General features: G+C 26.9%; 24 protein-coding genes, 1 pseudogene and 1 riboswitch. Of the genes and pseudogenes, 2 read left to right on the top strand and 23 right to left on the bottom strand.

All coding sequences use genetic code 11. From position 1 onward, the window contains the following. Nucleotides 1-2 precede the first annotated feature (2 nt). From Q0W06_RS05385 to Q0W06_RS05360, 6 genes and pseudogenes are all read right to left on the bottom strand, one after another. Complete coding sequence (locus Q0W06_RS05385) at nt 3-1055, bottom strand: YkvA family protein (RefSeq protein ID WP_297632437.1); 1053 nt, start codon at nt 1053-1055, stop codon at nt 3-5. Between the two features lie 184 nt (nt 1056-1239). Further along, nucleotides 1240-2052, bottom strand: coding sequence for a MetQ/NlpA family ABC transporter substrate-binding protein (locus Q0W06_RS05380; RefSeq protein ID WP_297632510.1), 813 nt, complete (start codon nt 2050-2052; stop codon nt 1240-1242). Nucleotides 2053-2079: 27 nt separating this feature from the next. Then, nucleotides 2080-2709: pseudogene (locus Q0W06_RS05375) on the bottom strand (methionine ABC transporter permease); the annotation flags it as partial. Then, nucleotides 2710-3672, bottom strand: coding sequence for a methionine ABC transporter ATP-binding protein (locus Q0W06_RS05370; protein ID WP_297632434.1), 963 nt, complete (start codon nt 3670-3672; stop codon nt 2710-2712). A gap of 125 nt (nt 3673-3797) precedes the next feature. After that, a riboswitch (SAM riboswitch) is annotated at nt 3798-3923 on the bottom strand. A gap of 93 nt (nt 3924-4016) precedes the next feature. Further along, complete coding sequence (locus tag Q0W06_RS05365; RefSeq protein WP_297632431.1) at nt 4017-5093, bottom strand: HD domain-containing phosphohydrolase; 1077 nt, start codon at nt 5091-5093, stop codon at nt 4017-4019. A gap of 12 nt (nt 5094-5105) precedes the next feature. Continuing rightward, the gene (locus Q0W06_RS05360; RefSeq protein ID WP_297632428.1) at nt 5106-7385 is read right to left on the bottom strand and encodes an ATP-binding protein; all 2280 of its coding nucleotides are present in this window, start codon (nt 7383-7385) and stop codon (nt 5106-5108) included. Nucleotides 7386-7602: 217 nt separating this feature from the next. On the opposite strand from Q0W06_RS05360, the gene ilvA reads away from it, so the two are divergent. Then, nucleotides 7603-8802: a threonine ammonia-lyase gene (gene ilvA / locus Q0W06_RS05355; protein ID WP_297632425.1), complete on the top strand. Its 1200-nt coding sequence runs from the start codon at nt 7603-7605 to the stop codon at nt 8800-8802. 40 nt (nt 8803-8842) lie between these two features. Here the strand turns inward: ilvA and Q0W06_RS05350 are convergent, their stop codons facing one another. From Q0W06_RS05350 to Q0W06_RS05270, 17 genes are all read right to left on the bottom strand, one after another. Continuing rightward, a complete protein-coding gene (locus Q0W06_RS05350; RefSeq protein ID WP_297632422.1) occupies nt 8843-9637 on the bottom strand; it encodes a hypothetical protein in 795 nt (264 codons plus the stop codon). 216 nt (nt 9638-9853) lie between these two features. Then, on the bottom strand, nt 9854-10444 hold the full coding sequence (locus Q0W06_RS05345) for a class I SAM-dependent methyltransferase (protein WP_297632419.1): 591 nt from the start codon (nt 10442-10444) through the stop codon (nt 9854-9856). 160 nt (nt 10445-10604) lie between these two features. Further along, nucleotides 10605-11393: an RnfABCDGE type electron transport complex subunit B gene (locus Q0W06_RS05340; protein ID WP_297632416.1), complete on the bottom strand. Its 789-nt coding sequence runs from the start codon at nt 11391-11393 to the stop codon at nt 10605-10607. Between the two features lie 10 nt (nt 11394-11403). Beyond that, nucleotides 11404-11982 carry an electron transport complex protein RnfA gene (locus Q0W06_RS05335; RefSeq protein WP_297632413.1) on the bottom strand — a complete coding sequence of 193 codons (579 nt, stop codon included), beginning with the start codon at nt 11980-11982 and terminating at the stop codon, nt 11404-11406. Nucleotides 11983-11996: 14 nt separating this feature from the next. Next, nucleotides 11997-12689, bottom strand: a complete 693-nt coding sequence (locus Q0W06_RS05330) for an electron transport complex subunit E (RefSeq protein WP_297632410.1) — start codon at nt 12687-12689, stop codon at nt 11997-11999. A 9-nt stretch (nt 12690-12698) separates the two neighbouring features. Next, on the bottom strand, nt 12699-13310 hold the full coding sequence (locus Q0W06_RS05325) for an RnfABCDGE type electron transport complex subunit G (protein WP_297632407.1): 612 nt from the start codon (nt 13308-13310) through the stop codon (nt 12699-12701). Next, nucleotides 13310-14188: an RnfABCDGE type electron transport complex subunit D gene (locus Q0W06_RS05320; RefSeq protein ID WP_297632404.1), complete on the bottom strand. Its 879-nt coding sequence runs from the start codon at nt 14186-14188 to the stop codon at nt 13310-13312. The genes Q0W06_RS05325 and Q0W06_RS05320 overlap by 1 nt, the downstream gene beginning before the upstream one ends. Further along, nucleotides 14181-15170, bottom strand: a complete 990-nt coding sequence (locus Q0W06_RS05315; RefSeq protein ID WP_297632401.1) for a 4Fe-4S dicluster domain-containing protein — start codon at nt 15168-15170, stop codon at nt 14181-14183. The genes Q0W06_RS05320 and Q0W06_RS05315 overlap by 8 nt, the downstream gene beginning before the upstream one ends. A gap of 153 nt (nt 15171-15323) precedes the next feature. After that, nucleotides 15324-16472, bottom strand: a complete 1149-nt coding sequence (locus tag Q0W06_RS05310; RefSeq protein WP_297632398.1) for an ABC transporter permease — start codon at nt 16470-16472, stop codon at nt 15324-15326. Next, on the bottom strand, nt 16469-17593 hold the full coding sequence (locus Q0W06_RS05305; protein ID WP_297632396.1) for an ABC transporter permease: 1125 nt from the start codon (nt 17591-17593) through the stop codon (nt 16469-16471). Before Q0W06_RS05305 ends, Q0W06_RS05310 begins: the two co-directional genes overlap by 4 nt. An 11-nt stretch (nt 17594-17604) precedes the next feature. After that, nucleotides 17605-18540, bottom strand: coding sequence for an ABC transporter ATP-binding protein (locus Q0W06_RS05300; protein ID WP_297632393.1), 936 nt, complete (start codon nt 18538-18540; stop codon nt 17605-17607). Nucleotides 18541-18645: 105 nt separating this feature from the next. Next, nucleotides 18646-19269: a response regulator transcription factor gene (locus Q0W06_RS05295; protein WP_297632507.1), complete on the bottom strand. Its 624-nt coding sequence runs from the start codon at nt 19267-19269 to the stop codon at nt 18646-18648. Between the two features lies 1 nt (nt 19270). Continuing rightward, nucleotides 19271-20407, bottom strand: coding sequence for a histidine kinase (locus Q0W06_RS05290; RefSeq protein WP_297632391.1), 1137 nt, complete (start codon nt 20405-20407; stop codon nt 19271-19273). 116 nt (nt 20408-20523) lie between these two features. Next, nucleotides 20524-21711 carry an OFA family MFS transporter gene (locus Q0W06_RS05285; RefSeq protein WP_297632388.1) on the bottom strand — a complete coding sequence of 396 codons (1188 nt, stop codon included), beginning with the start codon at nt 21709-21711 and terminating at the stop codon, nt 20524-20526. Nucleotides 21712-22027: 316 nt separating this feature from the next. Beyond that, nucleotides 22028-22192 (bottom strand): (2Fe-2S)-binding protein, encoded by a 165-nt coding sequence (locus Q0W06_RS05280; RefSeq protein ID WP_297632385.1) that lies wholly within the window; start codon nt 22190-22192, stop codon nt 22028-22030. A 142-nt stretch (nt 22193-22334) separates the two neighbouring features. Further along, entirely contained in the window at nt 22335-23237 is a 903-nt protein-coding gene (locus tag Q0W06_RS05275) for a patatin-like phospholipase family protein (protein WP_297632382.1), read from the bottom strand. A gap of 210 nt (nt 23238-23447) precedes the next feature. Further along, nucleotides 23448-23633, bottom strand: a complete 186-nt coding sequence (locus Q0W06_RS05270; protein WP_297632381.1) for a hypothetical protein — start codon at nt 23631-23633, stop codon at nt 23448-23450. A 92-nt stretch (nt 23634-23725) separates the two neighbouring features. Here Q0W06_RS05270 and Q0W06_RS05265 point away from each other — a divergent pair, with 92 nt between their 5' ends. Beyond that, nucleotides 23726-24433, top strand: coding sequence for a Crp/Fnr family transcriptional regulator (locus tag Q0W06_RS05265; protein WP_297632379.1), 708 nt, complete (start codon nt 23726-23728; stop codon nt 24431-24433). The last annotated feature ends 118 nt before the right edge of the window (nt 24434-24551 follow it).

Raw genomic sequence — 24551 nt, 5'->3', positions numbered from 1 at the left:
CCTTATAATGTTCCTAATTCTTCTATAACACTAACTATTTTTTCTAAATTCTTAGCTCCTGTAAAGTTTATTACATATTCTAATCCATTTTTTAATACTACTATTAATTCATTTTTTCCAGACCAATTTTCTAATAACACTTTTGCTGGAACATCATTAGCAATTCTATTTAATGCAAAGAATAAAACTGCTAAATCATCAATTTGTCCTACAAAAGGTATTTTATTTGGAATTAAATCATTTGGAAATAGAAGATATGCTATACTTCCTGATATAGTAAGCTTTGTTTTTATCGGAACTCTCTCATCTCTTAAAAGTCTTCCTGTTAATGCTATTAAATCTGGAATAACAAAAAGATAATCTGAAAACTCTTTTGTTTTAGGTAGAGTTTCTTCTAGCTTTTCTTTTGCTATATTTCTTCCTTTATTATAATAATCATCTGTTTTTTTCTCTATTATTAAGTTATCTATTTCTTCGTCTTCTACATCTTCTTCTATAGTGCCATCTGAGTTTTCTTCTTTTGCCTCACTATCTGTTTTATTTTCTTCTGTTTCATTATCCGCTTTATTTTCTTCTGTATCTTCTGATATCTCTTCTTCATTATTTCCACTTAAGTTTATTTTTATATCATAAACCTCTGCACAAACAACATCTTCTACTATCTCTACTTCTTTTAACTTTAATTTTACTATCTTAACAGCTTCAAGAATTTTATCTATATCTATAACAAGCTTGTCCTTATTTCCATCAATACCTAAGTCCCCTAAAAGTTTTAAAAGAAATTTAACTCCTAAACTTCTAAAGATTCTAAAAATCCCAACTTTCCACACCTTTAATGCAGAAAATCTTAAATGTAATTTTCCATCAATTACTGATAAATCTGATATTGTTCCCTTAAAATTTATCTTTATTCCTTTTTTAAAACTTCCTTCTACTTCTATTCCATTGTCTATATTAACTGATTTTAAATCTAACCCTTCAACCTTTACAAAGTCATTTATAATACTTAATATATCGCTTCCTTTTAATTTAACTTGTACATTTGAAATATTCATTAAAAAGTACTCCCCCTTTTTATATTCTTTTATTATTTTACCTTTTTCTCTAAAAAACTTCTAGCCTTTCTATGCTAATAAAAGAAAAATATCACAAAACTACGTTTTGTGATATTAAACTAAGATTATATTTAAGGTCCTACTTTTGCTTTTTTTATTATTACCTAATTTTATTATTTTATTCCTAAAATACAGGAATTACATTTCCATTATATTTTTCATTTATAAATTCTTTTACTTTTTCTGATGTTAAAGCCTCTGTTAAATCTTTAATTTTTTCAGTATCTTTCTCTTCTTTTCTTACTGCTATTACATTTCCGTAAGGCTTAGATCCTTCTGAATCTTTATTTTCTTTTATTAATGCATCTTTTATTTCATATCCTGCATCTATAGCATAGTTTCCATTAATTACTGCAAGACTAACATCTTCTAAAACTTTTGGTATAGTTGCTGCTTCTAACTCTTTAAATTTTAAATTCTTTTTATTCTCAATTATATCTTTAGGTGTTATAAGATCTCCATCTTTAACTTTTATCAATCCATTTTCCTCTAAAAGTTTTAATGCTCTTGCTTCATTTGATGGATCATTTGGAATAGCTATAATATCTCCATTTTTTAATTCATTAATGTTTTTTATTTTTTTCGAATATGCTCCAAGAGGTTCTAAATGAATTTGTGCTGTATAATCTAAATTTAAATTTCTTGTTTTATTTTGATCATTTAAATAAGGTATATGCTGAAAAAAGTTTGCATCTAGGCTACCTTCTGCAAGAGCTGTGTTCGGTGTTACATAATCATTAAACTCTATAATATCAACCTTATATCCTTTAGCTTCTAAGTCTTCTTTTGCAGCCAAAGCTATTTCCTTATGAGGTACAGGTGAAACTCCGAGCTTTATAGTTTTATCATCCTTATTCTTAGCAACAACTCCAATACTTCCTATAATTAATAATATTGATGCTGCTACTATAACTCCTATTAATGACTTCTTTTTAATTTTATTATTTTTGCTTTGCCCATTAATTAATTTCTTATAAATAAGATTTCCTAAACTTTGTACAATCTGTACAATTATTATTAAAAGTATAACAGTAACAATCAGCACTTTTGTATTATTTCTATGATATCCATATCTTATAGCAACATCTCCAAGCCCACCAGCTCCAATAGCTCCTGCCATTGCAGAATATCCTATAACACTAATTGTAGTTAATGTTAATCCTGATACAATAGATGGAATAGCTTCTTTTAATAATACTTTAAATACTATCTGAAAATCAGTAGCCCCAAAAGATTTTGCCGCTTCAACAATCCCCTTGTCCACTTCTCTTAATGCATTTTCTATAATTCTTGCAATAAATGGTGCTGTTCCTATTGTTAATGGAATTATTGCTGCTTTTACTCCAATAGATGTTCCTATAATAAATCTTGAAATTGGAAATAATACAACCATTAAAATTATAAATGGAAAACTTCTTAAAATATTTATTATAAAATCTAATGTATTATATACTGCTTTATTTGGTCTTAGTCCATCCTTTGCAGTTAAAGTAAGTATTATCGCAGGTATAAATCCTAATATAGTTGCAAATACCGTTGAAAAAACTACCATTATTACTGTATCTTGAACTGCTCTTATAATTTCTGCATTCATTTATATTACCTCCCACTTCACATTTTTCTCATTTAAATACCCTAGTATTTTGTCTTTATCTTTTTCTTCTATATTTATAACTAAACTACCTAATATATCTCCTCTAAACTTCTCTAATTTTCCAAATACAATTGAAAAATCTATATCTAACTCTCTCGCAAGTTTTGTTATTATTGCATTTTCCGAAAAATCACTTGGGAAAAATATTCTTATATTTATTCCTTCTGAAGGTAATATTTCTTCATCACCCTCCCCTAGAAATTTTTTCAAATGATTTTCTGGCTTTAAAAACAATTCTTTTGCTAATCCCTGTGCTTTAACCCTTCCACCATCTAATAAAGTTATTTTTTCACATACCTCTTTAACTACTTCCATTTGGTGAGTCACTATTACAATAGTTATATTTAATCTGTTATTTATTTCTAATAGAAGTTCTAATATATCTTTTGTTGTTTTTGGATCTAACGCTGATGTTGCTTCATCACAAAGCAATACCTTTGGCTCTAATGCTAATGCTCTAGCTATAGCAACTCTTTGTTTTTGCCCTCCTGATAATTCTTTTGGTTTTCTATCCTTTTTATCTTCTAATCCAACTAATTTTAAAAGTTCTATCACTTTATTTTCTATATGCTTCTTATCATATTTCCATACTTCTAAAGGTAATGCTATATTTTCAAAAACAGTTTTTCTATCTAAAAGATTAAAATTTTGAAAAATCATTCCTAAGTTTCTTCTTAAGTCTCTTATTTGCTTATCCTTTAATTTACCTATTTCATCGCCCATAACATTTATTGAACCTTCATTATATCCTTCAAGTCCATTAATACATCTTAGAAGAGTACTTTTTCCTGCTCCACTATGCCCTATTATCCCATATATTTCTCCTTCTTTTATTTCTAATGAAACATTATTTAAAACACTTGTCTCCCCAAATTTTTTATACACATTTTCTATTTTTATCATTTCTTGACACCCCCAAAGTAATTTATTTTATAAAGTAGTAAATTTAATTTTTGGACTTTTATTTTCCTGCAAAAAAATACACTAGAGAAAAAACTCTAGTGCATAAATAATATACCCATATTCTTTTCTCATCTCCCAACTAAATAGTTGCAGGAATTAGCACCACATAATTTAGATATAGCTATTGTATATTTAAAATTACAGGTTGCTGGGTTTCATAGGGCCAGTCCCTCCACCGCTCTTGATAAGTTAATATTCTGTTTTACTTGTTTTTAATATATCTTACTATTCATAGTTTGTCAACTTTTTTTTAATAATTTATTTTTATTTTTTTCTAAAATTTTCTATTTATTTTTTTCTAATTTTGAATATTTTAAAGCTACTTTTAAAAATTCATCCTTCACCATTTCAAAAATATCAACTAAATCTGGATCAAACATTAACCCTCTACCTTCTTGAATAAACCTTATTGCTTCTTCTGGGTTTTTAGCTCCTTTATAAATCCTTTTACTTACAATTGCATCAAATACATCAATTATCATCATAAGCCTAGCTGGTAATGGTATATTTTTGCCTTCTAATCCAATAGGATATCCCGTACCTCCCCACTGCTCATGATGATAATATGCTATTTCTTTAGCACATTTTATTATGCTATTAGTTTTTCCATCTAGTTTAACCTCAGCATTTTTTAAAATTCTATATCCACAATATGAATGCCCCTTCATTATCTCAAACTCTTCATCAGTAAGTTTTCCTGGTTTAAGTAAAATATTATCTGGTATACCTATCTTGCCTATATCATGTAATGGAACAGCTTTTATAATATTTATTTCTTCTATTTCTGAGATTATATATCTTGAATCATGTCTCATACAATCAAGCATTATTTTTGCATATTCCTTACATCTATCAATATGGCATCCTAAATCTGAATCTCTTGTTTCTGCTATTAATGCTAAAGTTTCTACAAAAGAATTATTAAACTGCTCTAACTCATGAACTTTTTCATTTACTAGTTCTTCTAAATTATTTCTGTATTTTTTTATTTCTATATAGTTTTTTATTCTTGCTTTTAAAAGCTTTGGATGAACTGGTTTTGTAATATAATCTAATGCACCTAATTTCAGTCCTTTATATTCATCATTCACATCACTTAATGCTGTTAAAAATATAACTGGTATTATATTTGTTCTATCATCACTTTTAAGTATTCTACAAACTTCATATCCATCAAGTTCTGGCATCATTATATCTAATAAAATCAAATCTGGTTTCCATTCTTTTGCTAATTCTATTCCTTTAACTCCATTTAATGCTACGTTTAGCATATAGTCATTCTTTAATATATCTATCAAAACTTTAGCGTTATCTGCTACATCATCAATTATTAAAACTTTATTCTTCTTTTCTATACTCATACTATAAAATCCCTATACTATTAAAATCTTTTTAACATTATTTATTTGTTTAATTGCTTCATCTAGTTTGAATGTATCTATTAATTCTTTTATTTCCTCTACTTTTTCTTCATATTTAGTTCCACTAACTTCTTTAAAAAGCTCTTCTATTTTATCTATAGTTTCACCTAAATCTATCTTTATAATTTCTTCTATATAACTCAATTTTCTTAAAATAATTTTTTCATCAACTTCATTATTATAAAACTCTCTAGTTTCTTCTTTTGCCTCTATTACTTGACTTATCTGTTCTAAATCTTCCTTTGTTTCATTATAAATCTTAAAGGGTATTGTAACTTCAAATCTACTTCCCATTCCCTTTTGACTTTCTAAATGTATTTCTCCATTCATTTGTTCGGCTAAATTTTTACATATTGTAAGTCCAATACCTGTGCCTCCATATTTTCTAGCTATTCCCTCATCTTCTTGAGTAAATGGCTCAAAAATTTTATCTTTCTTTTCAGCACTTATTCCAATTCCTGTATCCTCTATAATAAATTTAATATAAGCCATATCTTCTCTCTGATATAACCATTTAACTGTAAAATTTATAAATCCTTCTTCTGTAAATTTTATTGAATTTCCAATAATATTTATTAAAATTTGCTTTATTCTAAATGCATCCCCAATAACATAACTTGGTAATTCTCTATCTATAAAATAAATAAATTTTATTCCTTTTTTTCTTATTACATCTTCTTTTAACATTATAATAGTTTGAATCATATCAAAAAAATCTATCTTACTTTCTTCTAAATTTAATTTTGATTTTGTAACTTTAGAAACAAATAAAATATCTTCTATCATCTTTAATAAAAATTCTGATGCCTTATCGATTTTTTTAATATAATCTCTTTGTTTATTATCTAAATTTGTTTCTGATAAAAGAAAATTTACTGCTGTAATTGTGTTCATTGGTGTTTTTAATTCATGACTTACACGACTTATAAGTGAAGTTTTTGCATTATTTGCATCTTCAGCTTCTTTTTTAGAATTTTCAAGTTTTTCTTGAATTCTTTTTAGTCTTGTTATATCTGTTCCTATACCAGAAATAAATGTCTTATTTTCATAATTTGAAATAAAAATTTCTTGCATTATAAAACTCTCTTTAACATTTATTTCTTTTCTTATTATATTTTTAGCCCCTTTTTTTAAATCATAGAATACTTTATATAAGCATTGTTTATCTTTTATATTTTTTACATCTATAAGCTTTTTAAATTCATTATTTGAATATATTATTTCTCCATCTTCATCTGCTATAAATGCCGTATTTTTTATAGAATCAATAAGTAATGTTACTTTTTTTAGCATTTCCTTATTATCTTCAACTTCCTTTTCTAATATATTGTTTTTAATACTAATTTCTTCTATTAATCGTTTATTTTCTGACTTTAAAACAATTAAGAAAAAAGCTGTTGCCATTACGACTGTATAAAATAATTGTAAATCTAAAACCATATATTCTCTATACATCATTGATAGAGTATCTAAAAAATGAGATATCATAAAAAAAGATACTATAAAATCTTCTATAATTAAAAAAATAAACTCCTCCGGTTTTAATATTATACATGCTAATACTAGAATAAATATTGATAAATATTCTAAATGTGATCTATTCATATCAAATACATTAGCCAAAGATATTTCTTCTATATTAAATATAAATATTACAATGAAAAATATATAAAACCTAAATGTTAACACTATCTTTCTTACATTATTTTTAAAGATTATGTATACCACACTAAAAACTAATACATATCCTAAAAAGTTCGGCAATAGAAAATTATAAAGTGCAAAATCTACATTATTAGCTCTACCTATAGAATATAATATTTGTTCTAAAACACTCGAAACTCCAATGGTTGGAATTACTCTGAAAAAAGTCTTATCTATTATTTTATATAAATTAGCTTCATTTAGCCTTCCTCTATTATTTATTAATTTATAGATAATATATGAATTTATCATATGTATCATACTAATACATATAGATAAAGCAATCATTTTTTCATGATCTACTACTAAAAAAATAACAAATAATTGTATTGCTGTTATAACAAATGCAAATAAAAGCCCTAAATTTATAAATTTTTTCTTTTTTACTGATAGTAAGTAAACAGTTAGTATTGCACCACCTATCCACACCACATATACAGGTACTTTATTAACTAAAATAAATACTGGTAATATAGTTGCAATAATATATGCGACCATAAAAATATATATTTTTCTTATATCTTTCATATATTTTATCTCACTTTTCTATCCTGTTTCCTCATAAGTATACCTTATTAATTTTTATTTTCTTTTATACTTATGTTAACATTTAATTAAAACTCTATTTTTTGGTAAAGATTTATTTAAAACTTCCACTATTTTCTTAAATCCTATTCTTTTAATTGTGAATATTTCGTTAAGAAGGTATAATTTAATTATATTACTTTCTTAAGGGGGAATTTTTATGCATTTAGAAAACATTAAAGAAGCTAGAGAAAATATAAGAGAAACTATTCTTAAGACACCACTTTTATATAGCAATGTTTTTTCAAAATCTTGTAATAATAATGTATATATGAAATGTGAGAATTTACAATTAACAGGGGCTTATAAAATTCGTGGAGCTTTAAATAAAATTAAATCTCTATCTGATGTAGAAAAAAGTAAAGGGGTAGTTTGTTCATCAGCCGGAAATCATGCTCAAGGAGTTGCTTTTGCTTCTAACTTTGTAAATATAGATTCTACAATTGTAATGCCAAAAACAACACCATATTTAAAGGTTCAATCAACTCGTGATTTAGGTGGTAATGTTATTCTTAGTGGTGATTGTTATGATGATGCCTATAAAACTGCAAAAAAAATAGAACTTGAAGAAGAGATGACGTTTATTCATCCTTTCAATGATATAAATATTATTTATGGACAGGGAACTATTGCTTTAGAATTATTTGAGGATCTTAAGCATATTGATATAATTCTTTGTCCTATTGGCGGAGGTGGTCTCATCTCTGGAATAGCACTTGCTGCTAAAGAAATAAATCCTAATATAAAAATTATCGGTGTCCAAGCATCTGGTGCAAATGCTATGAAGAAAAGTTTCTATGCTAATAAGCTTATAAATCTTGACGATGTTAATACTATCGCTGATGGTATTGCTGTAAAATCTCCTGGGGAATTAAACTTTTCTTTTATACGCGAATATGTTGATGATATTATAGAAGTATCTGATTCTGAAATAGTAGATGCCTTTTTAATTTTAAGTGAAAAACATAAATTAGTTGCTGAAGCATCTGGAGCTGCTTCACTTGCAGCCTTATCTAAACTAGATTGTGTAAATAAAAATATCGTATCTATAATAAGTGGTGGAAACATAGATATGCTTACTATAACCTCACTTATAAATAGTGGTTTAGTTAAACGAAATAGACTTTTCTGTTTCACTTTAGAACTTCCAAATATACCTGGTGAATTAACTAAAATTTCTAAAATACTAAGCAGTCTACATGTTAATGTTGTTAAACTTGAGCATAATCAATTTAAGGCTGCCAATAAATTAAAAAATGTTCATCTTGAAGTCACCGTTGAAACTAATGGCTTTGAACATATAGATCGAGTTAAAACATGTCTTATGGACAATGGATATATCATTACTCAAATGTATTAAAACTTTCAAACAAAATAGGGTCTTATATAAGACCCTATTTCTATTTATCATAATTTTCTTTTTTTAATTTATAAACTTCATATTTTTCTTCAAAGCTTTTTTGTTCAAATGGATTTTGAATCATCGCCTTCACAAATAATTGTGGATACTCTTCTTTTAAATGGTTCATATACATAACCCATCCATTTACTATGTATCTATAAGATACTTGCACATCCTTTGCAATGTGACCTCTATCACAACACCCACACTCATACTCCATTTTAAAATATCTATCTTGAAGTTCATCTCTTAAATGGAATAATGAAATAGCAAGTTCTGAAAAACTTTCATGTTCCATAAGTGTTGGATTTGTTATTGTTGAAACTATGTACTCCTTATTATCATTTAAAATTTTAGATATCTTTTCTATGTTAAGTTTATCTGGATTAATTTCAAAACTATATTCTTTAGTTATTTTCTCTAAATTTTTAAATTCTTCTTTTCCCCACTCTTTACTTATATGTGCTTCATCACCTATTATTTTCACATTATCATCTGCTTTTATAAACTCCTCTAAAAGTTCTGTTCCAAACTCTGAAAAGAATACTCCTTTAATAATAATAAGTTTTTCTAATTTATGTGCTTTTTCCCTCTTATCTAATAATCTTTCTATTACAAATGCAGTAAAGAATACATCCATTGGAATAAAAGCAATATCTGCAAAAAGGAATATTAAGGTATGATGTAAGTCATTGAATATTTTATAGTGTAAAAAATGTAAAAATAAAGATAGTCCAATTAAAATTATACCTATAATTATGGTTTCTTTCGTGTGTTTCTTTAATTTCTTCATTTCTAGCCCCCTTCTTTATAAAAACATAACAAGAATATTATTATATATCCTTGTTATATTCAAATCAGAATTTATAAATAAATTTAACTATTTATTTATAAATCTCAATCTTCTATAATCATTTTGTATTTATATAATATCATATCTTTATAACAAATTTATGGAGGGGCATTATGGAAAAATTTAATTAAACTGGTAACATAATATTTATTTCTATTACTTTATCGCTTTAACCATAAATAAAGTATATGTAATATCTTTACCTTTTTGATTTTTCTCTCCTGTAAATATATCTTCAAATTTTTCAATCTTAAAATTAGCTTTTTTTAATTTTCCTTCTATCTCATCCTTACTAAATCCATCATAACCATTAAAATCATCCACTCCATAATGAAAATCTCCATTATCCGGTTCTAAATCTATGATATATAATTGTCCCTTCTCATTTAACAATGAGTAAAACTTCTCTATAGCCTTATCTACTTCTAAAACATGATGTAATGCCATTGATGTATATATTACATCATATTTTTCATCAATTTCTTCTTCTAAAATATTAATATTAAATACTTTTATTGTTTTATCTCTCTCTTGTGCTACCTTCAGCATATTTGCCGATGTATCTATTAAATCAATCTGGTCAAATTCATCTTTTAACTTAAAGCTAATTAGCCCTGTTCCTGCTCCAAACTCTAATGCTTTTCTTGCATTATTTCCTTTTAATTTTTTTATTTTTTCTGAAACTAGCTCTGCTCTTTCTTTCACTTCTTCTGTTTCCCAATTTTTTGCTAAATCATCAAATTTCATTTTCTTCCTCCTTAAATAACTGTTTTATAATATTATATCGTATAAACTAGATATATAGATTGATAAAATGTTAATTTTATTCCTCTACTATATATTATGTATTTTCTATTTAATTTATAAAAGGAATAGATTCTATAAGTATCTATTCCTCCCCATTTTATTATTTAAAACCTATCGCCTTAGTTGGACATTTTTTTATACATAGTCCACAATTTATACACTCACTATATTTAACCCTTGCTAATGAATTTTTTATTTTTATAGCTGATTTTGGGCAAGTTCTCTGGCATAAAGTACACCCAATACATCCTACTGCACAGTTTGATCTGACTTCTTTTCCTTTATCTTGAGAATTACAAGTTACTCTTACTTTCTTGCTTTCTTCTACTGATATAATTAATCCCTTTGGACACTTATCTATACATGCTCCACAATTTGTACATTTTTCTTTATTTACTCTTGCAACTCCATTTTCTACTGTAATTGCCTCAAATTCACAAACTCTTACACAACTTGCAAGACCTAAACAACCATATGAACATGCTTTTCCACCTTTTGTTTCTAAAGCTGCTCCTTCCTCACAATTAGATATTCCCGTATAATAAAAATTACGCTTTGCACTACCACAATCTCCACTACATTTTACAAAAGCAGTCTTTCTTTCCTCTAAACTAACTTCAATATCTAATATATCTGAAACTTTTTTAGCTATTTCTATTCCTCCAACAGTGCATAAACTTCCTTTTGCCCCTTCCAAAACCACTGCCTCTGCATAAGCATCACAGCCTGGATAACCACAGCCTCCACAGTTAGCTCCTGGAAGAGATTCTCTAAGCTTTGGTATTTTCGGATCTACTTTCACTTGGAATTTTTTTGATGCAAATCCAAGTAATATTCCAAATATTAAGCCAAGTCCTCCTAAACTTAATGCTGCATATAATATATTCATAAATCCCTCCCTAATGTATTAATCCTTGAAATCCTAAGAAAGCAATTGCCATTAACCCTGCTGTAAATAAAGTTATTGGTAATCCTCTTAAAACTACTGGTATATTTTCATTATTATCTATTTTCTCTCTTATAAATGCTAAAAGAACTATTGATAGCATAAATCCTGCTGCAGCTCCTACTCCATTTACTAAAGCTTGAATAAATGTATATCCTTCTTGTATATTTAAAACTGCCATTCCAAGCACTGCACAGTTTGTAGTTATTAATGGTAAATATATACCTAATGCCTTATGAAGGGTAGGACTTATCTTTTTCATAGCCATTTCTACAAATTGAACTAAAGCTGCAATAACTAATACATTAGCTATTGTTGATAAATATTCAAGTTCAAATTTTACTAAAATTCCATTGTAAACTAAAAATGACATTATTGATGCTAATACCATTACAAATGTAACTGCAAGTCCCATACCTATAGCTGCATCTTTCTTTTTAGACACTCCAAGGAATGAACATATTCCTAAGAATTTTGAAAGAACAAAATTATTTACAAGCATAGCACTAACAAATATAAGTAGTAATTCCATATATTCTTCCCCTTTTATCTTTTAATTTCTATTTCTTTAGATTTTAATTCCCCATCACCACATGAAGAACAATTTGCACATCCTCCACCACATTTATCTTCTAAAGGTTTTTTATCTTTTTTCAAACTAAAATAATTCAAAATAGTCATTAGAATTCCTAACGTAAAAAATGCTCCTGGTGCTAAAATCATTATTGATACTGGTTTAAAACTTTCCCACATAATATTTATTCCTAGGATACTACTATTTCCTAAAACTTCTCTAAATGAACCTATTAAGAATAATGCTACAGTAAAGCCAAGACCCATTCCTATTGCATCAAAAATAGATGGTATTACTTTATTTTTAGATGCATAACTTTCTGCTCTTCCTAAAATTACACAGTTAACTACAATTAACGGTATAAATATTCCCAAAGATTTATATAGTTCTGGAACATATCCTTGCATAAGCATTTCTAACATCGTAACAAAAGATGCTATAACAACTATATATGAAGGTATTCTTATTTTATCTGGAATAAATTTTCTAATAGCTGATATTATCATATTAGAAAATATTAATACTACTGTTGTTGCAATACCCATTCCAACTGCATTTTTAGCACTTGTAGTTACTGCAAGAGTTGGACACATTGCTAACACCTGCACAAATATAGGATTTTCAGTTATAATTCCATTTTTTAATCTCTCAATTAACTTTCCCATGATATCCTCCTACCAATCTGATTCACTAGCTCCAGTAGTAGCATCTATTTCATCATCTACTTCCTCACCTTTTATATTTTCTCTATAAAAATTTATAACTTCATTTACAGCTGTCCCCACTGCTTTAGAGGAAACAGTAGCTCCTGATATTCCATCTATTTGATGTTCTTCTGCTGGCTCCATTTTAACTATTTCTAGACTCTTTTCTATAAGTTTATCTGTAAATTCCGCTCTAAATTCTTCCTCTTCAATTCTAGCTCCAAGCCCTGGTGTTTCAGTATGCGATGATATTTTCATCCCACTTAATTTATCTTCTGCTACTCCTACAAACATATCTATAGGTCCATGGAATCCTTTAGTCGTAACTTTAAATACGTATCCAACTTCTTTATCTTCAGACTTTGCTAAATAAACTTCCTTTATTCCATCATCTTCTCCTAATTCAAAGTCTGTATCTTCTATCTTATTTGCTTCCTTCATAATAAGTCGTAAATCATCTTTATTTATTTTTGAATTTTCTAAAATAGCATCTTTAGTCAAATTATTTACTGCACCTAAAAGAATCCCCGCTATCATTGTTACGCCTAATAATATTCCTCCAAGTTTTAAGTTTTCTCTCATTATTTAACACACCCCTTTTTATAAGTTTTAGTTGTTAAATATTCAATTAATGGAGCTGCAAGATTCATTATAATAATTGCATAATAAGGGCCTTCTGGATTATATCCTTTAACTGCTATTACTGCTGCTAAAATTCCTGCTAAACTTCCAAAGATAACTTGTCCCCAATTAGTTATTGGTGATGTTGCATAATCTGTTGCTAAAAATATAGCTGAAAAATAAAATGCACCTGGTAATAGATACGGTTTACCATTATAAACACAAAAAACTGTTGCTGCTACAATAAATGCAAAAGGTGCTCTAATACTTATTCTTCCTCTTAATAAGAGATAAACTCCTCCAATTAAAATCGCTAATATAGATCCCTCACCTATATTACCTACGGGTTGCCCAATAAATTTATGGATTAATGTTACTCCCTCTGATGTAACTCCAACTGACTCCGTCACTGGCTTTGCCATAACAGATGCCCAAGAGGCAATTAAAAATGCTTTCGTTGCAGCTGTAGGTTCCATAAAATTTTGCCCATAGCCACCAAAAAACTTTTTCACTACTATAACTCCAAATAAACTTCCAATTACTACAATCCACATTGGAACATATGTAGGCATTATAAGTGCCAATAAAAGTCCATTTAAAATGGGACTTAAATCATCAAAGAATTTTTTCTTTAAAATCAATTTATTCCAAGTTCCCTCTGCTATAATACTAGTCACTAGTGCTGCTAATATTATTTTGAATCCATCTACACCATAAAAATATAACCCTGCAATAGTAGCTGGTACTAACCCTATAATAAAATCTAAAATTATCTTATTTACACAATTTCCTTTCCTTATATACGGTCCCGGTGATACGCTAAATAACCCCTTAGACAAAACTCTCACTCCTAACTTTTATTTTATCTTTACTCTTAAACCCTAATTTACAAACTTTTATGCTATGACTAATTTCAATATTAGAAGGACAAACTATTGTACATAATCCACATTCTATACATTTCATTCCTCCAAATTTAAGAAATTCTTCTTTATCTCCTCTCTTGTAAAGGTCTACAAGTTTTGTAGGATTTAATTTTTCATTACATGCTTTTAAACATCTTCCACATCTTATACAAGATTTTCTTTCCCCTATATTTGATTCTTTTTCAGTAAGAAATAATAATCCTCTTTCTCTTTCTTCCACTTTTTCATCTAAAGATTTTCTAGGAATCCCTTTTATAAATCCACCACTTACAATACTACTTAGCTTTTCTTTATCACCACTTAATTCATTAAAAATAGTCTCTAATCTCTCACCTATCTTTACTTTTAATATGCAATTTTTACTTATAGCTTGTCCTGATACTGTTATATAAACAAACTCTTTTTTTCTTTTAGTTAAAAATGCTTCTCCTAAGTAAACTAAATCTACTAAATCTAAAATTAAAACTTCTTCTATTAAACTATTTTTATAAGCTAGCTCTATAAATTCCTTCTCTTTGAATTGAATTAATTTATCTTTTACCCTTATACTTTCTGTTCCAGATATACTTATATTTCCTAAAACCTTTATTTGGACATCACTATTTATTTTTTTAAATATCTCTATCCCTTTATCTATTTCCAACGTTTTTTCAGATAAAAAATCTGTAATTTGAATATTCTTTTCAAAATTAAAAGCTTTTATTATTACTTTACCTTTACTAAAATTTGAATACACTTTTTCATCTAAACTTAATTTTCCTAAGTTATTTATAATATCATTTTCATCTACTATTTCTACTTTCTCCTCACTATCAGAACCTATTTGAATATAACAATCATTTTTAAAGTTAAATTTATCTTTAAAAAAATTCTTATTATTAAAAAAGTTAAACATCAATTCCCCCCTATTTCAGTTAACATTTTGTTCATATATGATGATTATAATTCATATCCAAATTTTTTCCAACATTTTCTATTCTTTATATCTCTAAAAATAAAAAAACCTTACAACTTAAGGTTAAGTTATAAGGTAAATTTCTATCTAATTTTAAATTTCTAAAAAACTCTTATCTTTTCTTTTTGTAAAATATGCTGATAAAAGTAATAATGCAAAACTTAATAAGAGTACCATTATTATATAATGCCATTGCAGCATGAAGCTTTGCCCATTTTGTATATTATAGATCATATCTAAAATCCATCTAGTTGGTAGAAATTTAGATATAGTATTCATTACAGCTGGAAAAACACTTACTGGTATAAAACATCCACCTATCATTACTAACATCAATACTACAATATTACTTAATAAAGCTGCTTCTTGTGAATCTCTTGTTATAGAGATACATACAGTTCCTACTGAAACAGCTACAAGTCCAGCCAGTATAAGTATTGTACATAATACTAAGTTACTCATACCAAAATTCAAATTAGCTACATTTTTTACTACTAATACTGCTAATACAATTTGAATACTAATTCCAACTAAACTGGCTATTACATTTCCACCATAATATTGCCATGGTTTAATAGATGATACAAAAACTCTTGTAAATACTTTTTCTTCCCTATCTTCATTTACTCTTTCTGCTCCAAACATAGCTCTATAGAAAATAAACATAATTAAGAACCCGATAAATATTGCTGTCTTTGTATAATCTAAATTTAAATTTGCTATATTTTCTCTCTTTATATTTAAACTACTTTTTTCATATTTACTTAGTAGCGTATTAAAATTATTTTCATTTCCTTTTGATATACTACCAAGTCTTAACATATTATCTAAATTGGAACTTACGATTCCTTTAACGATTTTATAAGTTCCATCTCCATCTTTTCCAATAATCTTTATATTTTCTATTTTTCCTTCTGTTAAACCTTTTTCAAATCCTTTATCTATAACAATTGCTGCTTGAACACTATTATCACTAAAGCTTGTATTTAATTCATTTATAGATGTGTTTTTAACCGTAGAAATACTATCATTATTATCTAATAAACTAACTATATAGTTACTAGCTTTACTATTATCAGTATTTATCACTCCTACTTTAAGTCCATTAGAACTTCCTATTAATATTTTTGAAGTTAGAAGAACAGCAATTATAGGTATTATTATTGTAATTATAAAGCTCATTTTCTTCTTTATTATCATAAATCTTAAATTGTGCTTTATCATCATAATTAAACCATTCATATTCTTACCTCTTCTTTCTTAGCTAATACTAATATTAGTCCTAATAAAACTATACCTATTAAAACAAAGCCTATCATTGTATTTATTAATAAAGTATTTTCTCCATTATATATACTTAAAAATATCCCCTTATTTATCCATCTTAGTGGAGATATATAAGTTATATATCCAAATAAATCTGTTTTTCCGCTATAAGGTAATTGAACATATGCTCCTCCTAAAAACGATAATATAGGTAAAATAGCTCCTTGTATTATGGATTGAATCTTTTCTTTATCCTCTATAACAGTAATTATTAATGTTCCAATTAATATACACATAAATGCTAATAATTCTATTGCTACATAATATAAAAGTTTATGTGTTCCCCAGTTAGATTTTAAAATAAAGTTAGAAAATAAAAATTCTGGTGCAGTAATTACAAATGAAAGTATAAAATACCCTAGCGTACTTCCTATTATATACTTTCTAGTTGTTATTCCTGACAATGCGATTCTTTCTTTTACCTTCTTTTTCTTATCATAAAAATATCCTGAAATCGGGAAGGATACAATATATAAACACATCATTGTTATTTCAACTATTGAATAATAATTAAACCCTGTTGGTGCTTGTGTTTTTGATTTCATTTCTAATGGAATATTACTCGTTTCCTTCATAATACTATTCCCATTTAAATAATCTGCTTTATAAACTTCATTTGCCACTACTATACTTTTATTTATTCCTTCAAAAGCTGATTTTAAATAAATATAACTTGTATCATCTTGTGCTGTAGTATATATAGAAGCATTATTATTATTTATTTTTAAATATACATCACCATTTAACTTAACATTATTTAATGCTTTGCTCTCATTATCACTCTTAATAAAATTAAATTTCACATCACCCTTATTAAGATTATCCTTCATTATATTAAAAGCCTCAGTAGTATTTTTTGATGCATTACTAATTGAATAATATACATTCGTAGTTGAATTTTTCACATCATTATTTCCTGTATTACTAAGAAGTCCACCTATTATTAAGATTAAAAAAATAGGAAATAAGGCACTAAATATTAAATACTTAGGACTTCGAAAATTTCTTAAAATTACATTTTTTATAATTCCAATCATGGATTTCCCTCCTAATCTCTGAGTTTTCTTCCTGTTAATGCTAAGAATACAGTTTCTAACGTTACTGCCTTTTGTTCTATATTAAGTATTTCAGTATTTTTACTACCTACATATTCAATAATTTTATTTAAATTATTTATTTCTTTTGAAGATGAAATTTCTAATACATTATCCTTTATAGAAACCTTAGTAACTCCATTTATAAAATGAATTTCTTCTTCATTTATCTCTTCAATATTACTTAATGTTAATGAAAGTAAATGTGTATCACTAATTATATTTTTAAGATCATCTTTTGAGCCTTCTGCAATTACTCTTCCTTTATCTATAATTGCAATTCTTTCACATATAGTTTCTACCTCTTCCATATAGTGAGTTGTATAAACCACTGTTACACCTTTTTTATTTAATTTTCTTACTGATTCTAATATATGATTTCTAGATTGTGGATCAATTCCTACAGTAGGCTCATCCATTATTACTATTTTAGGAGAATGAACTAATGCGCATCCAATATTTAACCTTCTTTTCATTCCTCCAGAAAACTCATTAGCTTTTTTATTTTTTACATCAGTAAGTCCTATAAATTCTAAAACTTCTTCTATTTTATTTCCTAATTCTTTTCCTCTTAATCCATAAAGTTCACCAAAAAACTTTAGATTTTCACATGCAGTTAAGTCTCCATAAAGAGCTATTTCTTGTGGCACAAGTCCTATCTCTTTATTCATATTTTTCATACTTTTAGTTACATCAGTATCTAAAATAGATATCTTTCCTTTTGAAGGTCTTAAAAGCCCACATATAATTCCTATAGTTGTACTTTTTCCTGCTCCATTTGGACCTAAAAGCCCATAAATTTCTCCTTCTTTTATATCTATTGTGATATTATCTACTGCTACGAAATCTCCAAAACTTTTTCCTAAACCTTCTAGCTTTATAGCTTCCATAATTATTTCCTCCTATACTTAATTCTTTAATATAAGTATAACTAACAATTTTTAATTTGAACTCTGAATAAAGTAATAAAGCTTATATGACGAAAGTCATATAAGCTAAACTTTTTTTAAATATTTAATTGCAATTTGAGTTCTGTGATCTAAATTAGTTTTTTGTAATATAGAAGTTATATAATTCTTCACTGTTCCTTCTGATATAAACAAACTTTTACTTATTTCCTTATTACTAAGGCCTTCTGTTATCTTTTTTATTATTTGAATTTCACGTTCTGTGAAAAGAGACAAGTCTTCTTTTTCTTCCTTTATTTCATTATTAAAACCTAACTTTATTTTTTCTAGAACTTCAGACTGTATAACAGAGTTACCTCCATACACCATTTTTATAGTTTCTATAATCTTTACTGGTGCTGTATTTTTCAAAAGATATCCTTTAGCTCCATTTTGTATTGCTCTTCTTATATACTCATCTTCATCGAAAGTAGTTAATATTATAGCTTTAGTATCTCCTTTTATCTTTTCAATTATTTCTACACCCTTTAGTATAGGCATTCTTACATCTAGCAATGCTATATCCACTTCATTATTATTTATATAATTAAGAGCATCTAATCCATTTTCAAAAGTTTCTAAAACTTCAATTTCATTATCAATATCTAATATTATTTTTAAACTTTCCCTTATTAAGCTATCATCATCAGCTATTATAATTCTAATCAAAATATCACTCCTCTATCTTCAATGTAATTATAACTTGAAATCCATTTAACGAATTAATAGTCATAATACCATTATTATTCATAACTTCTTCTTCTATTTTACTAAGTCCAAATCCCTTTTTTAAATTCATATTTCCTATCCCATCATCCTTAAAGCTAAATCTTATTATCTTATTTAAAACTTCAAAGGAAAGGACTACATTTTTACACTCTGCATATTTTAATGTATTAGTCGATAACTCCATTACTATTCTTTCAAATATTATCCACTTATTAAAAGATATTTTATCTAAATCACCCAAAGTATTAAAGCTAATTTTAACTCCACTATTCACAAATTTCTCATTAAGCTCATTTTTTATTCTATTTATTCCAATCTCATCTCTTTTAGGCGTTATTTTATGAATTATCTCTCTTATATCATTCATTCCTTCTCTAAGATTCTCAATAGATTCATCCATCATTGAGACACCTTTTTCTTTATCAGAATTTAAAATGATCTTTGATGCTTCAAGTCTCATTATAGAACCAGCTAAAACATGCCCTATTTTATCATGCATTTCTCTTCCTATTCTATTACGTTCTTCAAGCTTTGCCATTCTTATATTTTGCTCACTTAAATCTTTATATTTATTATGCTCTTGCATGTTTCTATAAAATTTTTCTTTTATTTCTTCTAACTTTTCATTTTCTCTTTTAGCTAACATCCTATATTTGTAAATAGTTTTTATTACATATATATTCAATATCCCTACTATTAAACAAATAAGACCATTTTCAACAGCTACTATATAGACACTATATAATGCAAAGAAAATGAGTGCTGTTATCCATAGAATTATTCCATACTTAAATTCTATTATAACTTCTGATATTAAACATATTATAGTAATTACTCCTATAATATAATCTATTTTAAAAAATATTATAGCCGATACTATAGCTAAAAAATAATATAACATTTTAAGATTCTTATTTTTCACCATTTCTTGTCCTAAAGTTAAGATAAATAAAATCAATAAATACGTTACTATATAAAATATATCAATATTTTCATTTAAATTTAAAATCACCATTAGTATTATCGAAAAAAATCTAATTAAAATATTTTCTGAATAGATTTCAAAACATTTATTATTCATCTTCTTTACCTCCTTTTATATTAAACCATACTCACCCATGTATATGTTAATTATTTTCCTATACAAAAATAGAGACTATATCAAAAAGCTTCTTTTGATATAGTCTCTATTTTAAATTATCTTCTTATGGCATCCTTTGGTGCTTTTATAAATAACATTATTAAGAATGCTACTATTCCTAAAACTAATACTAAATAGAATGTTGGTTTTAATCCTCCCATTACATTCGCTACAACTCCACCAAGTAAGCCTCCAATTCCAAATCCTTGATAAATAATACCGTAGTTTTTACTACTATTTGCTAATCCAAAATATTCACCAACTACTGCTGGGAATACTGTAAGATTTCCTCCAAATGAAAATGCAATTCCCCCAACTGATAATAAGAATAATTCATAGTTTAAAGGAGCAAATATAAGAATAATTGATGATATTATTATTATTGCAAAAGCTATTGCTGCAACTTTTGTTCTTTGTATTTTATCTGAAAGACTTCCAAGAACAAATCTTCCAATCGTATTAAATATAGCAATTATTGCAACTGCATTTCCTGCATCAACAGCTGTTAAATGAGCTAATGTCATCCCAACGTTTTTAGCCGCACCTATAACATATAATCCTCCTAAACAAGAAGCTAAGAATGCTATAAATAGAAGATATGCTTGTGGTGAAGAAAATAACTCACTCCTTTTATATTCTCTTCCGCCTACCATAGCTCTATTTTCTCCTATATGTTTAACAATTGCATCTTTAAGTAGAACACCACCTATAAATACTAATATAAAAGCACAGATTCCCCAATATGTAAATGCATTTACAACTCCAAATTCTTTAAGAAACCATGAGTTTATGTATTTGAATATTAGACTTCCTAACCCATAGCATCCTATCGATATTCCTGAAATAACCCCCTTTTTTTCTGGAAACCATTTAATACAGTTAGTAAGGGTTAGCATATATGCTACTCCATCTGCTAATCCAACTACTACTCCTGCAAATATGTATAATAAAGTTAATGAATTCATTCTAGGTGCAATAATAAGTCCAGCTCCTAATACTACTGCACATATAATAGTAACTTTTTTTATTCCAAAGAGTTCTTGTAACTTTCCTGAAAACAGAGTTCCTATAGCTAAAGAAAAACTTGTTATAGAAAAACTTAGAACTACCCGTTCTACTGACCATCCATGTAAATCGCCTAATGGTTTATTAAATAAACTCCACGTATATAGAGTTCCTAATCCTAATTGTGCAAGCATTGTTCCAATAAGGATAACCGTTCTTTTGTTTTTTGAATCGCTCATTTTTATCTCCTTCTATTAGTTCGTTTAATAATAGTATTTCTTAAATCAACGCTATTATTACAGAAAATTTCTGATATTCTGATAACTTCAAATATAAAATCACTTTTCAACTGCATTGCCATTGTACTTTATGTATTTATTCTTGTCATTACGTTTTACCCTTTGTTAATAATTATTTAATAATTATTATTATTTAATACTAATTGTATAACCCAAAATAAATAATTTGCTACTTATTAAAGATATTCTCCACGTAATTTTCATAAAACAAAAAAGCTGTTACAAAATATTTTGTAACAGCACTTATTATTTATATTTATTTTTTCAAAAGTATTCCTTCAATTTCTGGAACACAAACTCCACAACAAGAACCTGCTCCTGTAACTTCTTCTATTGCTTCTACGCTATCTGCACCATTTGCAATAGCTTCCTTTATTGTATCTTCATCAATGCCTAAGCATGTACATATCATTTTACTCATCCTAATCCCTCCAAATTTTATCTTAATTTATTTATATCATACTATATTACTCTGATATAGTCAATATTTTTTATTTTTAGATATTTATTATCCATAAAAACTAAGTATTGGAAGTTTTTTTGATTTTAAAATTACTTTTAGCTTACTCTTCCTTCTTCATTTTTCTTTTCAACCAATTATATGTCTTATATAGTTTAGGATTCTTTTCTTCTTCTTCCATTCTAATTTTTAATTTTGTCATTTCCATAACTGGTTCTAATATTTCAATAGTATCCCTATATCCTTCATCAATTCTTATTTTTTTAGATTCTGCATCTAAATTTAATGTTCCTTTAATAGTATTTTCATTTAAATGTCTTGGATATAATTCTATAATTTGTACGTCTGGATATAAACTCCTATCTATTTTTGAGTCCCTTGATAATAGAACAACTATTATAATGTCACATTTTTCATTATATACTGGAAGTACTGGTGTATTATCTGTAATTCCTCCATCTATATATTTATCTCCAAGGACTTCTGTGCAATCATAAATTCTTGGTAATGTAGCTGAAGCTGTAACTATTTCCCTCGCAATATTATCATCATAATCATTTAATTTAAAATATTTAGGCTTAAAATCTGGTAATTGCGTACATGCAGCATAGCATATTTTCTTTTTTTCTTTAACCTTATCTACCATTAAATATCTATCTATTATATCTATTGCTCCATCTTTAGGTGCAATACCTGTTTCCATAAGTCTCGACATTCTCTTTTTTATAAGCTCCATATGCATTCCACCAATTACTAACTCAAAACCTTTCTTTAACAGTTGAGCCTTACTAATCGGAGCAAGCTTTTCCATCGTAACTTCATCCCATAATGCCTCTGCTAAATCCATATCATCTTGTGCAAATAAAACTGCATTAAATGCCCCTATTGATGTGCCTGAAAAAACTTGAATATATTTTGCTAGTTCTAATTCTTTTAAAGCTTTCCAAACTCCTAATTCATATGCACCTTTTCCTCCACCACCTGATAACACTAGTCCAATTTTCATAGCCTTCCTCCCCTTTTGTAACTTTAATTTTTATTTTATAAATTTTCTTTTAGTATATTTTTTATCAGTTTTCTTTATTATATTATTTTCCTTTAAATACCTTCATCTTTTTATTCTAAACTTTTAAATAACTTTTAATTCCATTATAAAAAAAATTATCACATAAATTTAATAAGATACTCCTTTAAATCTATATGATAATTTCAATTTTTATTCTTCTAATCTTTTTTCTTCATCTAAAGCTTTAACAATATCCAAGTCTACACCTAAAAGTTCTGCGATTAAATCTAATGGTAATCCCTTTTTAAGCATGTTCCTAACTGGTAGCCTTGAACTTTCCATTTTTATTTTTCTATCTTCACTTTCGTCTTTATTCATTTTATCTATAAATCCCATATCTAAATGCTCCTTTACTTTGTATATTTATATTGTAACCATATTTTTTTATTAGTTGTGTTATAATTATATTAAATTTAGGAGGTGTTAAAATGGATAATTACATGCTTGGCAGAAAAGAATTAGCAGATAGCTTATTATATTATCCAAGTAGAAAAGTTGCAATCAAAAGAGGAGAAATTCTTTTTTTAGATGAATATTCTGATCAAAAAATAGCAATTGTTACGGATGGAATAATAAACTATAATAATTCTTTAAAAAATGGAAAAGAAATTTCCTTAGGTTGTTATAGTTCTGGAGCTATTATATTTTTAAGTGGTGTTTTTCAGGATACTATTCCTAATCCACAGGCTATTTCATCTTTTAATATAACAGCATCTCATGGTGCTACATTAGAATTTATCTCTAATGAAACTTTTACTAATATTATTTCTAAAAATGAGGAGCTAGTTTATAAACTTCTTAAATTTTATGGTGTCTTTTATGAAAAGAACTTTTATCAACTTCGTGACATTCAACTTTTAAATACAGAAGATGCAATTTTATCGATACTTGTAAGAGCTTATAACACTTATGGAATTGAAGAAAATAACAAGTTTATCATCAGCAAGAAAATTTTCAATACCAGCATTGCAAAATGCTTAGATGTAACTGAAGAAACTGTTTCTAGAACACTCTCTTCTTTGCGGAAAGAAGGTATTTTAGATAAAAAAAATGGATTATTTATTATTAATGATTTAAATTATGTTAGAGAAAGAATAGGTTGCTTATATTGTAAGCAACAGCTTTGCTATCTTTAAAAAAGATTCAAAAAAACAGACTGGAAATAACCAGTCTGTTTTTTTGTAAAGGCTCTATATATTTATATATATAGACTGAAATTTTTAATGTAATATATGTCGCTATGCAAATAAACTT

This window comes from uncultured Clostridium sp. (genome assembly GCF_947072515.1).
Classification (GTDB): domain Bacteria; phylum Bacillota; class Clostridia; order Clostridiales; family Clostridiaceae; genus Clostridium.
The sequence above is the reverse complement of the archived record's forward strand: the minus strand, read 5'-3'. Positions and strand labels throughout refer to the sequence as shown.